This is a genomic window from Thauera sp. ZXT1-4, from assembly GCF_052598215.2.
In genome coordinates this window covers 54,098-66,596 of record NZ_JBQWSN020000001.1, presented here as the reverse complement: position 1 = coordinate 66,596, position 12,499 = coordinate 54,098, and the positions used below count along the sequence as shown (strand labels likewise).

The window sequence follows — 12,499 nt, the reverse complement described above, 5'->3', positions numbered from 1 at the left end:
CCTCAGGCCACATGCGTCTGCAGCCACCACTCCAGCAGCCCCAGCTGCCAGAGCTTGGAACCGCGCAGCGGCGTGATGTGGGCGGACGGGTCGGCGAGCAGCGTGTCGACGTAGTCCTTGCGGAACAGCCCGCGCTCGCGCGCCGACTGGCTGGACAGTGCATCGCGCACGCGCTCGAGCACCGGTCCCTGCAGGTACTTGAGCGCAGGCACCGGGAAGTAGCCCTTGGGGCGGTCGATCACCGCGGCCGGGATCAGCTTGCGCGCCGCCTCCTTCAGCACGCCCTTGCCGCCGTGCGCGAGCTTGTGCCGCGCCGGGATGCGCGCGGCGAGCTCGACCAGCGCGTGGTCGAGGAAGGGCACGCGCGCCTCCAGCCCGAAGGCCATGGTCATGTTGTCCACACGCTTGACCGGATCGTCGACCAGCATCACCGTGGTGTCCAGGCGCAGCGCCTTCTCCACCGGGTCGTCCGCGCCGGGGGCGTTGAAGCTCGCCGCGACGAAGGCCGCGCTCGCATCCACGCCGTGCCACTGCGGATTCACCGTGGCGAGGTATTCGTCGTAGTCGCGGTCGCGAAAGGCTGCGAGGTAGTCCGCCACCGGGTCGGCGCTGCCGGCGAGCTTGGGGTACCAGTGGTAGCCGCCGAACACCTCGTCCGCGCCCTGCCCACTCTGCACCACCTTGCTGTGCCGGCTCACCGCCTCCGAGAGCAGGTAGAAACCGATGCAGTCGTGGCTCACCATGGGCTCGTTCATCGCCGCCACCGCCTCGGGCAGGCGGGTAAGCAATTCCTGCTCGGGCACGAAGATGCGCTCGTGCACCGTGCCGAACTCGCGCGCGACGATGTCGGCGTATTCGAACTCGTTGCCCTTCTCGCCGCCCACATCGGCGAAGCCGACATTGTAGGTGCGCAGTTCCTTCACGCCTGCCTCGGCCATCAGGCCGACGATGAGGCTGGAATCGACCCCGCCCGAGAGCAGGGCGCCCACCGGCACGTCCGCCACCAGGCGGCGCTTCACCGCGGCGCGCAGGCCGTCGAGCAGGATCTCCGTCCACTCCTCGAAGCTGCGTGACTCGTCGGCGGCGTCACGGGCATAGTCCAGCGTCCAGAAGCTGCGCTCGCTGCGCCGGCCGTCGGGCTCGATGCGCATCAGCGTGCCCGGGGCGAGCTTGCGCACGCCGGCCAGCAGCGTATGCGGCGCAGGCACCACGGCGTGGAAGGAGAGGTAATGGTTGAGTGCCGCCGGGTCGATCGAGGTGTCCACCCCGCCCGCCGCGAGCAGCGCCGGCAAGGCGGAGGCGAAGCGTAGCCCGCCCGCGATCGGCGCGTAATACAGCGGCTTGATGCCCAGGCGGTCGCGGCCGAGCAGCACACGGCCGCTGTCGCGCTCCCAGATCGCGAAGGCGAACATGCCGTTGAGCCGCGTGACGAAATCCTCGCCCCAGGCATGGTAGGCCTTGAGCAACACCTCGGTGTCACCGTGCGAATAGAAGGCGTAGCCCTTGGCCTCGAGCTCACGGCGAAGTTCGGGGTGGTTGTAGATGGCGCCGTTGAACACGATACCCAGGCCGAGCGCGGGGTCGAACATCGGCTGCTGCGCCGATTCGGACAGGTCCATGATCTTCAGCCGGCGATGGCCCCAAGCCTGCGCACCCTGCGCGAACACGCCGCCGCTGTCCGGCCCGCGTGCCTGCTGCTGCGCATTCATGCGCGCCAGCGCCGGCAGGTCGGGGGAGGCGCCATCGAATCTCAACTCACCTGCAATTCCGCACATTGAACTTCCTGTCTGGTTAGCGAGCTCCTATTCTAGCAAATTGGTTTTGGACAAATTTTTCACACCGAAGGGCGGCGCATGGTGAGCACGATCCCTCCCAGTACCAGCGCCATGCCGGCGTAGTGATACCAGGCAGGGCGCTCGCCCAGTAGCAGAGTGGACAGGATTCCCGCGAAGACCGGCATCAGGTGGATGAACAGGGAGCCAACCGAAGGCCCGACCGCTGCCACACCCATGTTGAAGCACAGGAAGCCGAGGAAGGCCGCCATCACGCCGGCATAGAGGATGCCCAGGACCGATCCGGTATGCACATGAATCGTGGCACCGGCAGCGATCTCCCATACGTACACTGGCGCCAGCATGATCAGGCCCACGAGGATGAAAGCGGCCAGTTGCAGCATCGGATGCACCGCTTGCGGACGCCACTGCAAGCCCACGGTGTAGATGCTCCACGACAGCACGGCGACCAGCATCCACATGTCGCCTGCGTTGAGCTCCAGCCCGAGCAGGGTGTCCACGCGCCCGCGTGCGATCAGCAACAGCACGCCCGCAAGCGAAACCGTAACGCCCAGCGCTTCGGCGCGGCTCAGGCGCTTGCCGAGGAACACGAAGGCGAGCGCAATCGTCGCCACCGGAATGAAGGAGTTGAGCAGCGAGGCGCTTGTCGCCGTGGTGTGCTGAACCGCTGCGTAGGCGAGCGTGTTGTACAGGCCCACCCCGAACACACCCAGGAACACCACCTGCTTCCAAGCCGCACGCAGCAGGGGCCACTGCGCACGCAGGTGTGGCAATGCCAGCGGCAGCACGCACAGGAACGCCACCACCCAGCGCCAGAATGCCAGCCCCACGGGCGGCAGATCGGCACGCAGGCCGCGCCCCATCACCATGTTCCCGGCCCAGAACAGCGAAGCCAATGTCAGCAGCAGATACGGATTCAGATGCAGTCTTCTCATCGGCCGGAGTTTGACAGGTTTGCCCCGACCCTTGCATCCACACGTCGCGCGCTCAGGCGCTCTCCAGTGCCCTCGTGGCCGCAGTGCGTCAACCAGGCCACCGCAAGCGCATTGAATCTCTCGGACGCAGCCTCACGTCATCAGCCCGCCACGGCCATCAGCATCGGCGCATGTTCATGAGGCGCCACGTTCATGCCACTCCCCGACAGCTTGGCATCCTTTTTCGCCGCTGCAGCGGCCGAAGCAACCTCTTCCGGACTGTGGAACAGTCCTGCGCTGACACGGACGACGCCGACCGCAATGGTGGTGAGCGGAAAGAATGCACGGAAGCCGCGGCGGTCCTCGCTCTCGAAGCCGTTGCGGGCGAGCTCGCTGGCATCGAAGAGGTCGCGCGCGGCCAGATTGAAAGCGTGCACGATGCGCTCGCACCGCAGCCGCCAGTCATCGCTCTGGAACAGCACGACGAAATCATCGCCCCCGACATGGCCGACGAAGTCCTGCGACTGATCGGCATTCGCCAGGATCAGCTGGGCAGCGAGCTTGATCATCTCGTCACCCCGCCAGTAGCCGTACAAGTCGTTGTAGGGCTTGAAATTGTTCAGGTCGAAATAGGCTGCGGCGTACTCCACCCCGGCATCGAGCAAGCGGCGGATGTGTTCGGTGATGGGAATGTTGCCCGGCAGGAAGGTGAGCGGGTTGGCATGGCGCGCAGCCTCGATGCGCCGCTCCGTCACCGCGCGCACGAGGCTCTCGCCGGTCGCCAGCCCCGCATAGCGGCCGCCCTCCGTGATGATGAACCCCTCGTGCAGATAGCGCTGATCGTCTCCGGTGAGTACGGCCGCGAGCGAATCGATCGTCGCGCCGGCCTCGACCCGCAAGGGCGTTGGGTTCATGAACAGCGTGCACGAGCGGCGCCCATAGAGCTCGCGCGAATAGGGTTGGGCAAACTTGTCCACGAAGTCACGCCGGTTCACCAGACCGATGGGGTAGTTCCGATCGACCACGGCCACGGCATGCAGGCGCGGATGCTCCGTGAAGAGCTGCATCAGTTCACCGTTGGACGCCGCCACCTCGATTGTGGGCGCCTCGATCCTCAAGCGCCCGATGGTCTCCGCCAGGTCGGGGCGGGGCGCCGAATTCGGCAGCACCGAAATCTTGGAGGAGTTGAGCACCTCGCACGCTGCCGCCGCCACCGCGGTCTCCGGATGGGCCGCGGGCCGACCGAACAGGTAGCCCTGGCCGAAGTGGCATCCGAGGTCGCGCAGCACGGCGAGTTCTTCCACGCTCTCGACCCCTTCGGCTACCAGGGGCGTACCGAAGGCAGCGCACAGCCTGAGTATGGCACGCACCACCTCGACGTTGCGGCTGTCACGATGGATCTGGCGAACGAAGAACTTGTCCAGCTTGACCATTTGCGGCTTGAGTTGCGCCCACAAGCGCAGGCTGGAGCGACCATCACCGAAATCATCGAGCGCCAGCCCCACGCCCTGCCCGGCAAGGGCAGCGAACGCGGCCTGCAGGCAGTCGACATCCTCCACACGCTCATGCTCGGTGAGTTCCAGGATCAGGCGCGACGGTGCAAGGCCCGCATCCACCGCGCACCGGATGAGGCCCCCGCCGCCCTCGCGCCCGAAGCCGGTGATCAGCGGCGCGCTGAGATTGATGAAGAGCTTTCCCTGCAACTGAAGCGCGGCGAACGCCTCGATGGCGCCCTTGGCGGCATCGACCTCGAGCGTGCTCGCCAGCCCGCACTGCTTTGCGACACGGAGCAGGTCGTCCGGCTTCTCGAGCGGCGTACCCGCGGGGCCGCGCATCAGGGCCTCGTAGCCGAAGAGGGTCGAGCGCGAGAGATCGACGATGGGCTGAAAAACGAACGCCAACTGGCGCCGCTCGAGCACGTGACGCAGCCCTGCCTCGCATTCCTGACTGAAGGACATGTGACACCCGGTCAACAAAAAATCTGCGGGAGTGTGACCGAGCCTCGTTAAGCCCTGATGACCGGCCCCACCCGCGCTTGCCATCGCCGCCAGAAATGGCGAGCGCCCTGCGCGCCGGCCCTCTGGCAACCGACGAGCCACTTACCTGCGCGGAAATACGCCGCTACGAGGACGTGCGCGATCGAGACGGAAGTCCTCGACCGGGCAAGCGGGTGCACGACCGGCGATCAGGTCGGCGAGCACCTGCGCGCTACCGGCCGCGAGGGTGAAACCCAGCGCGCCATGGCCGACGTTGAGCCACAGGTTGTCGGCACCGGCACGGTCGATGATCGGACGACCCGTCGGGGTGGCGGGGCGCAAACCTGACCAGGACGTGGCCGCGCGGGGGTCGAACCCATCGCCGAAGCAGGCCCGCGTCTCGGCCAAAAGGGTCGCAATGCGGTCGCGCGCAACACGATCATCATGACCGACGATGTCGGCCATGCCCGCCACGCGCAAATGCTTGCCGAGCCGGGCATAGACGATCTTGCGCTGAAAGTCGGTCACGCTGATCGCGGGCACGCGCACGCCAGCGCCCACCGGAACAGTGATGCTGTAGCCCTTCACCGGGTAGATCGGCAGGCGGACGCCAAGTGGGCGCACCAAAGCCGCAGCGGCCGTCCCGGCAGCGAGCACGCAGGCATCGCAAGCGATGCTCCCGCCATCGGTCAGCACCCCGGCGATACGCCCCCCGGCCCGCTGAAAGCCGAGCACGGTTCGACCGAGTTCGAACTGCACCGGGTTCGCAGTCCGGGCCATGTGCTCGCTCAACGCACGACACAGTTTCAGGCAGTCCCCCGCATCCTCGGTAGGCGTATGGATGCCCCCGTGGATGCGTCCGCGCAGCCGCTCGATGGCGGGCTCGATTGCGAAGCAGGCATCGGCGTCCAGCGCTTGCTGCACCGCACCGAGCGCCGGTGTGGACGCGAGCGCACGCTTTGCCGATGCGAAGCTGCCCGCATCCCGATGCACGACCAGTTTGCCGTTGGGGACGAAGTCGAAGTCGAACCCCTGCCTGTCCACCCACGCATGCATCAACGCCCTGCTGTGCAACGCCAGCGGCAGCAGGCTGGCAATCGAGCGCACCTTGTCGTAACGATTGCAGCTCTCCAGGAAGCGCATCAACCAGCCCCACTGCTGCGGGTCGAAGCGCGGACGGAAGCGCACCGGCGCATCGCGCCGCAGCATCCAGCCCGGGATCTTCGCGAGCACCTCGGGGTCGGCCAGCGGCGCGACATAGCGATAGCTAAGTTGCCCCCCGTTGGCATGGCTGGCCCCCATGCCGACCCCATCCGCGCGGTCCACCAGCGTGACGCGATGACCGTCCTGCTGCAAATACCAGGCCGTGCTCAGGCCTACGATGCCTCCCCCGATGACCACGATGTGCATGAATCCGCTGCTCCGATGCAGGGCCGGAGAAAGTACGGCCCACTCGCACCCACTGTAGGTCTTGCAGACAAGGATCGATATTCGGATCATGGCTTCAGGTATGCACTGGAGACATGGTTGCGATGAGACTGCGCCAGATCGAGGTTTTTCGGGCAGTGATGATCGCTGGGTCCGTCAGTGGGGCCGCGCGCATGCTGAACGTCTCGCAGCCGGTCGTCTCGCGCGTGCTGCAGCATGCCGAGGCCGGCCTGGGGTTCGAGCTCTTCGAGCGCAGACGCGGCCGTCTCGTGCCGACCCCGGAGGCGCAGGCGCTGTTCTCACAGGTTCAGCGCGCATGGAGCGAAATCGAGCGTGTCGACGCCTTGTCGGCCAATCTGCGCCACGGCGCATCCGGATTGCTGCGGGTCGCAGCCACTCCCTCACTGGCAGGAAGCGTGCTCCCCGCTGCGCTCGCAGCCATGCGCGCAGCACACCCCGCGGTCGAGTGCGATCTGTGGGCGAGCCACACGCACGAAATCCAGGCCCATCTGCTTGCCTACGAGATCGAGGTCGGCATCGCGATCGAGGCCCCCGCACACGTCGCACTGGCACGCACGGCCTTTGCGCAGGGTGAGATGGTGCTGGCCACGCCGCGCACGTGGCTGGTCGACGCCCTGCGCCCGGGGCACCGGACATGGCTGGCGGGGCGCCCTTTCATCGCACTGGCCGAGCACACTCCGCTGGGCGAGCGCCTGGCCATGCGACTGGATCAGATCGGCTGGGTACCGCAACGCGCCTTCCAGGTCCAGACCTACGCGCTCGCCGCAACGCTGGTGGAGCACGGCCTGGGCTACGCTTTCATCGACAGCCTGACGGCTGCCAGCCTCGCCCCCGAGCGCGTTGCCGTACTGCGACTCTCGCCGGCAATGCCGTTCGATGTCCATCTCCTGCGTCACGGCAACGCACCCGCCTCCGTGCTCAGCCGTCGACTCGAGGCTTGCCTGGGCACCGCCGCCGGGCAGCTCGCGCGCGCGCTGGCCGATCGCAGCCTCCCGGAGCGCCTCGCCCTCGGATAAGCAAGGGGCGAGCGGGCACCAGGCGCTTCCGCTTGCGCAGGCGCCCCACATGGGCCGTGGCTGCGCGGCGCGTGCTCAAAGCGCCCCGCCGCGCCCTCCCCCTCACCCGCATGCCCTGCATGCCTCAGCGGCCGGGCCAGTCGGAGGCGGTGAGGGCGAACTTGTAGGCGAAGGCGCTCCAGGGGTCGCCACGGCGCAGGGCGTCGATGAATCCCGCCCGATCGGTGATCCAGCTGCCGCCCATCAGGGTGACCCCGCGCGCGAAGAGTGGATCGGGGAGGCAACCTGCGCTGGGACCGATGAGGACGATGCGCTCGGCGCCCCGACACTGGGCAAGCATGTTATCGACGGTGTGGTTGAGCAGGATGGTGCTGGTCGAGAGCACCTTGTTGCAACCCTGGAGTTCGGCCGCATCCAGGGTAACGTGGTAGCCGTCGTATTGGCCGGCATAGTCCGGGTTGAGCTCGACCACCGTGAGGCGCGCACCCGCTGCAGTCACCTGTTTGAGCAGCGGCGAAAACAGGCCGACCATACCGACGTGATCCCCCGCCTGCGGGGCGATGCCGCCGATGGAGTCGGTGGCACGCGGCGGGGCGAAGCCCATGCGGTCCATGACCGTACGCGACAGCGCATTGCACGCGGCAAAGCCCAGCGTGCGGCGCAGCGCCTGCGCAGGATCCTGCGACGCCGTGTGCGCGCGGCCCGGCAGCGCCGCTGCCCGGAAACCGGACGCCCCTGCAACCGCGCCATCGGACGCCTGCTCGCCAGACGGCGACGGCGCCGCAAACGCCCGCGCCAGTTCCAGCGCCCCCATGCCGACGAGCCCCTCCCCGCCACCCGACTGGATCAGCCGCTGCAAGGTGTGATCGAGCAGCACGTACGAAAGCCCCAGCGCACCATCGTCCAGCTCGAGCGCGCAGAACTCGCCGGTCTTCGACGCCGCAGCCTCGGCGGGTGGCAGATGCAGGGCACGCACCCGCGGCACCGGCTGGCCGGCGGTCGCGTGTTCGAGCTGGGCAACGAGGTCGGCGGCAAGACTCATGGGGGATCTCCTCGGTGAAGGCCGGCACGCACTGCGGCAGCTGCGACCTGGGGGCTCACGGTGCGCGCGCGGTTCTCGGGGCTGCGCAGCGCACCGGGGAAGTAGCGCGCGGTCAGCTGTTGCGAATGTACCGGCGAACCGCCCGCCTCGGCGCCTTCGCCTCGCGCGGCAGCCTCGGGGCGGCCGTAACGACGCCAGTCACGCACCCAATGGATCTCATCGGCAAGCTCGAGCAGACCGATGGTTTCGCGGTCGCCGATCAGGATGCCCTGCACACGCAACCCGTGTTCGCGGCGCACGGCGTGCAAACGCTCGGCCAGCATCGGCGTGGCGCCGAACTCGCCATCGGAGGCGATGAGCAGGTCGGCCTGGCGCCAGCTTGCGTCCTCCATACGAGCGATGGCTCGCTCGAGCGGGCCGCAGATGTCGGTGCCGCCGCCGAAGCCTTGGGCAAGGAAGGCCGCGAGCCGGCGCACGCCCTCATAATCGATCCCCACGGCCAGCTCCACGATCTCGCCCGGCCCGCCAAAGGCGAAGATGTGGCACGCACGCCCCTGGGCATGCGCGCTACGCACTGCTTCCAGCACGACGGCCTTGGCCACGGATTCCGCGCCGCCCTGCATGGATCCGGAGGTGTCTACGCAGATCAGCATCGGCCCCATCTCCAGCCGCGTTGCCGGAGCCGGGCGCGGACTCGGACGCTGCACCGGCGTCGGTCCCTGACGCAGCGCCGGCAAGGTGTCGTCGTCCTCGTAGACCAGCAGCGTGCGCTCGGCGCGACGCGCGTGCCACACCAGACGCAGTTGCGGGTGGCCGAGCAGCATCGCCTCGGCAGGCAGCATGCGGGCGATGCGCCCGGAGCGCTGCACACCGCGCGTGGCCCCCGGCATCTCCGGCACACGCACACTGTGTGAGGTGGCGCACAGCGCCTGCGCCGGCTCGAGCGCCTCCTCCAGTGCGTGATGGGCGTCGCTGGGCGCGTCGGTCGGCAGCACCCGCCCCAGACCGCGGAGGATGCGCACAAGCTCGGGCAGGCGCTCGATGAGCGCACGGATACGCACCACTTCTTGCCATTCGCGGCTGCGCAGCAGGCCGCGCAGCGCATCCCAGCGGGTGTTCTTGAGCAGGTCCCCCAGCTCACCGAACGCGCCGATCAGCGCATCCACCTCGCCGCAGCGCTCGGCCCAGTCCGCAGAGAAGGCCGCCACCGCCATCGCGCGCGCCTCCGCCTCGCTTGCACCACGATCGAGGTAGTCCACGATCAGGTCGAGATGAAAGAGCAACCCCTGCAGTACGGTGTCGGTGAGCGCTTCATCGCCGCGGCAGTAGGCGGCCAGGCGCAGCTGCTCGAAGCTGGCACACACGGCCTGCGCAAGCGGAAAAGCGGGCCACGCAGGCACGGGCGCCGGAAGCACGCCCTGGAGCAGCGCCGTCCGCCAGACCTCGACTGCCTGCAGACGGTCATCGAGCACCCCGGCCGCATGCGTCAGCCCGCCCAGCCAAAGCCCCCTTGGCAAACGGTCGAGCGCCTCCAGCGGCGCCTCGAGGGATTCGAACAACACCGGCCGCACACTTTGGGGCGGCTGATCGGCACGGTGGTGGTCGGCCATCGGGGCCTTACTCCGCCAGCGGCAGGTGTTCGACCGGCACCGGCGCCACGCCATCGGCGTCCAGGCGCGGCAGCGACTCGAAGCCGAGCCGGGTCGCTCGCGCACGCGCCTCCAGCCCCTCCAGCGCCTCTCGGACAGCGGCAAGCTGGGCGCGCGAAGCCGCCACGAAGCCCGGATCGACCCACAAGGACTGGGCGGCCCAGGCCTCCAGCTCGCTGCAGCGTTCGTCCAGTTCCGCCCGGTAACGCGCGATACGCCCGATCAGGGCGTCGATCTGGCCGGTGCGTGCGGCGACATGCAGCGCGCCATAGCGCCGCTTGCGTGCGTAGGTCATGCGCAGCGCCGCCGCGCCGCCCTTGGCATCACCGATCTCCTCTGCAAGCTGGCGCGACATTTCCCCCGCCAGTTCGGCCGCGTGCGCAGTTGCAGAGAAGCGCAAACGGCCCGACGCGTCGTAATCGAGGTCATTGGCCTCGCGTTCGGCCTTGAGCTGGGCCTCGAAGGCCTCCACCACCCGCGCCACGCGTGGCGGCGAGCTCGCCTCCCGCACACCCAGGCGTGCCGCGAGCCAGTCCGCCACGGTGCGCCTCGACGCCGCGTCGAAGGCGACACAGGACGGCAGCAAGGCAAGATCCCACTCCACCACCCGGGCGCGGCCCTCGCTCGCCGCTGCGGTGCGCAGCAGGTGCGCGATCTTCACCCAGCGCCGGTCGGACACGTAGCGGCCGTGCTCGACCAGCCACGCGCGCAACTCGGCCAGGCGCGCCAGCACGGCCGACGACAGCGGCGTTGCAGCCGCCGCACGCGACAGGGCCGAACGCTCGGCCTCGCCAAGCCGCAAGGCCGCCGGCACACTTGGCCACCGGTCCTCTCCGACGCGGTCTTCACCGAGCAAGGCACCGAAGCCCCCAGCTGTCACCGGCTCCACCACGAGGCGGAGCAGAAAGCGGTCGAAGAAGGCCTCTGCCACCTCATCCTCGGGCACGGAATTGGTCGCCCCGAGCACGCTGATCAGGGGGCAATGCACGCGCCCCGCACCATTGTCGAACTCGCGCTCGTTGAGCAGCGTGAGCAGCGCATTGAGGATCGCGCTGTTGGCCTTGAAGACCTCGTCGATGAAGGCGATCGACGCTTCCGGCAGGAAACCGGCGGTATGGCGTTCGTAGCGGTCCTGCTCCAGCCCGCGGATGGACAGCGGCCCGAACAGCTCCTCGGGCACGGTGAAACGGGTGAGGAGGCGCTCGAAGTACTGCGCCCCAGCGAAGGCGAGATGGATGCGCCGCGCAAGCGCGCTCTTGGCCGTCCCCGGCGGACCGATCAGCAGGGTGTGCTCGCCGGCCAGTGCGGCCAGCAGACTCAGGCGCAGCGCCTCGCCGCGCTCGACCAGGCCCGTTTCCAGCACCGCGAGCAGGCGCGCCAGCGCATCCCGCATCGTCCACCGCGCCTCGCTCACGCCTCCGGCCCCTGCATGGCGCCGTAAGCGTGCGTCTTGAGCGTCCCCAGATCGACCACGCGCAAGGCCGCCTCGTGCGTTGCCTCAAGGACGACTGGCGGCGCCACTCCGGCATCGAGCGCCTCCTTCCAGCGCAGTGCGCAAAGGCACCAGCGGTCCCCCGCCCTCAGCCCTGCGAAGCGGTGCTCCGGGCGCGGCGTCGACAGGTCGTTACCCACGCTGCGCGAGAAGTCCAGAAACGCATCGGTCACGCGCACGCAGATGATGTGACGGCCGAGGTCGTCCGGTCCCGTCTCGCAGCAGCCGGTGCGGTAGAAGCCCGTCAGGGGGGCATAGCTGCATGCCAGCAGGGGCCCGCCCAGCACATTTCTCGATGAACGCATGCTCACGGTCTATTCTCCTCCTTACGATGGATGCCGCGCTGGCGCGGCCTTGTGACAGCGCGGCGCTCCTGCATTCTAGCTGCGCGCCAGGCTCCCGGTCTGCGCTGCGGCCGGCTTCCGTAAACCGCCGCCGAGCATGATCAAACTCATTTTCACTTAGCAGACAAGCCTTGTTTCTGCTATTTTCTGCTTTTTCCTGCGAATCGAAGATTCACCATGGCTTCCAACATCGACACCGGCCGCGAATTCATCAGCACTGCTCAAGCCGCAAAACAGCTGGGTCTCTCGCTGGGTGCGGTCCAGCAGATGGTCGAGAGCGGCACCCTCGCCGGATGGAAGACCGCGGGTGGACACCGCCGCATACGCCAGGATTCCGTGGATGCCCTGCTTGCGCGCGCGCGCGGCCCCGGCGTCACCCAGCGCCGCAGCGGTGGCCGCCTGCGCGTGCTGGTGGTGGAGGACGATCGACTGCTGCAGAACGTCTACCGGCAGAACTTCTCCACCTGGAGCCTGCCGATGGACGTCCGCTACATGGAGCACGGGCTGGATGCCTTGGTCGAGGTCGGGCGCGAGCCACCCGACCTGCTGATCGCCGATCTGCGCATTCCGGGCATCGACGGCTTCGAGATGATCCGCCGCCTGCGCGACAATCCGCTCGCGAGCGAGGTCGCGATCGTCGTCGTTTCGGCGCTCTCGGAAAAGGAGATCGAGGTGGAAGGCGGCCTTCCCGACGATGTGACGGTGTATCGCAAACCGATCCCCTTCCACGAGCTGCGCGGCTACATCCAGGCCCTCATCGCCCAATGCCTGCGTAGCCGCAAGCAAGCCTGAGCGTTCCGCCCACCACCGCGCCGGGCGCGCCG

Annotated in this window: 10 protein-coding genes; 2 read left to right on the top strand and 8 right to left on the bottom strand. The window is 68.2% G+C overall.

Annotated features, from left to right (window positions below; all coding sequences use genetic code 11):
• Positions 1-2: 2 nt before the first annotated feature.
• The 4 genes from ACUH78_RS00320 to ACUH78_RS00305 form a co-directional block, all read right to left on the bottom strand.
• Entirely contained in the window at positions 3-1,775 is a 1,773-nt protein-coding gene (locus ACUH78_RS00320) for an N-acetylglutaminylglutamine amidotransferase (RefSeq protein ID WP_418363127.1), read from the bottom strand.
• Between the two features lie 59 nt (positions 1,776-1,834).
• Entirely contained in the window at positions 1,835-2,728 is an 894-nt protein-coding gene (locus ACUH78_RS00315; protein WP_418363128.1) for a DMT family transporter, read from the bottom strand.
• 140 nt (positions 2,729-2,868) lie between these two features.
• The gene (locus ACUH78_RS00310; protein WP_445332554.1) at positions 2,869-4,665 is read right to left on the bottom strand and encodes an EAL domain-containing protein; all 1,797 of its coding nucleotides are present in this window, start codon (positions 4,663-4,665) and stop codon (positions 2,869-2,871) included.
• A 141-nt stretch (positions 4,666-4,806) separates the two neighbouring features.
• Positions 4,807-6,093 (bottom strand): D-amino acid dehydrogenase, encoded by a 1,287-nt coding sequence (locus ACUH78_RS00305; RefSeq protein WP_445332555.1) that lies wholly within the window; start codon positions 6,091-6,093, stop codon positions 4,807-4,809.
• 122 nt (positions 6,094-6,215) lie between these two features.
• Between ACUH78_RS00305 and ACUH78_RS00300 the strand changes: the two genes are divergently transcribed.
• On the top strand, positions 6,216-7,148 hold the full coding sequence (locus tag ACUH78_RS00300; RefSeq protein WP_510497542.1) for a LysR family transcriptional regulator: 933 nt from the start codon (positions 6,216-6,218) through the stop codon (positions 7,146-7,148).
• A 124-nt stretch (positions 7,149-7,272) separates the two neighbouring features.
• Here the strand turns inward: ACUH78_RS00300 and ACUH78_RS00295 are convergent, their stop codons facing one another.
• From ACUH78_RS00295 to ACUH78_RS00280, 4 genes are read right to left on the bottom strand one after another with little or no spacing between them, the layout of a single operon-like run.
• Positions 7,273-8,190, bottom strand: a complete 918-nt coding sequence (locus ACUH78_RS00295; RefSeq protein ID WP_445332556.1) for a Rossmann-like domain-containing protein — start codon at positions 8,188-8,190, stop codon at positions 7,273-7,275.
• Positions 8,187-9,800, bottom strand: a complete 1,614-nt coding sequence (locus tag ACUH78_RS00290; protein ID WP_445332557.1) for a VWA domain-containing protein — start codon at positions 9,798-9,800, stop codon at positions 8,187-8,189. The genes ACUH78_RS00295 and ACUH78_RS00290 overlap by 4 nt, the downstream gene beginning before the upstream one ends.
• Before the next feature lie 7 nt (positions 9,801-9,807).
• Positions 9,808-11,232: an AAA family ATPase gene (locus tag ACUH78_RS00285; RefSeq protein WP_445332590.1), complete on the bottom strand. Its 1,425-nt coding sequence runs from the start codon at positions 11,230-11,232 to the stop codon at positions 9,808-9,810.
• Positions 11,233-11,249: 17 nt separating this feature from the next.
• Entirely contained in the window at positions 11,250-11,636 is a 387-nt protein-coding gene (locus ACUH78_RS00280) for a DUF2237 family protein (protein ID WP_435751208.1), read from the bottom strand.
• A 216-nt stretch (positions 11,637-11,852) separates the two neighbouring features.
• Between ACUH78_RS00280 and ACUH78_RS00275 the strand changes: the two genes are divergently transcribed.
• Positions 11,853-12,467 (top strand): response regulator, encoded by a 615-nt coding sequence (locus tag ACUH78_RS00275; RefSeq protein WP_418363134.1) that lies wholly within the window; start codon positions 11,853-11,855, stop codon positions 12,465-12,467.
• Positions 12,468-12,499 lie beyond the last annotated feature (32 nt).

What these genes read in the sequence shown, in the direction of transcription:
- ACUH78_RS00310 (WP_445332554.1), bottom strand. Translation starts at nt 4,665, where the DNA reads ATGTCCTTCAGTCAGGAATGCGAGGCAGGGCTGCGTCACGTGCTCGAG.
- ACUH78_RS00315 (WP_418363128.1), bottom strand. Translation starts at nt 2,728, where the DNA reads ATGAGAAGACTGCATCTGAATCCGTATCTGCTGCTGACATTGGCTTCG.
- ACUH78_RS00280 (WP_435751208.1), bottom strand. Translation starts at nt 11,636, where the DNA reads ATGCGTTCATCGAGAAATGTGCTGGGCGGGCCCCTGCTGGCATGCAGC.
- ACUH78_RS00320 (WP_418363127.1), bottom strand. Translation starts at nt 1,775, where the DNA reads ATGTGCGGAATTGCAGGTGAGTTGAGATTCGATGGCGCCTCCCCCGAC.
- ACUH78_RS00275 (WP_418363134.1), top strand. Translation starts at nt 11,853, where the DNA reads ATGGCTTCCAACATCGACACCGGCCGCGAATTCATCAGCACTGCTCAA.
- ACUH78_RS00300 (WP_510497542.1), top strand. Translation starts at nt 6,216, where the DNA reads ATGAGACTGCGCCAGATCGAGGTTTTTCGGGCAGTGATGATCGCTGGG.
- ACUH78_RS00285 (WP_445332590.1), bottom strand. Translation starts at nt 11,232, where the DNA reads ATGCGGGATGCGCTGGCGCGCCTGCTCGCGGTGCTGGAAACGGGCCTG.
- ACUH78_RS00290 (WP_445332557.1), bottom strand. Translation starts at nt 9,800, where the DNA reads ATGGCCGACCACCACCGTGCCGATCAGCCGCCCCAAAGTGTGCGGCCG.
- ACUH78_RS00305 (WP_445332555.1), bottom strand. Translation starts at nt 6,093, where the DNA reads ATGCACATCGTGGTCATCGGGGGAGGCATCGTAGGCCTGAGCACGGCC.
- ACUH78_RS00295 (WP_445332556.1), bottom strand. Translation starts at nt 8,190, where the DNA reads ATGAGTCTTGCCGCCGACCTCGTTGCCCAGCTCGAACACGCGACCGCC.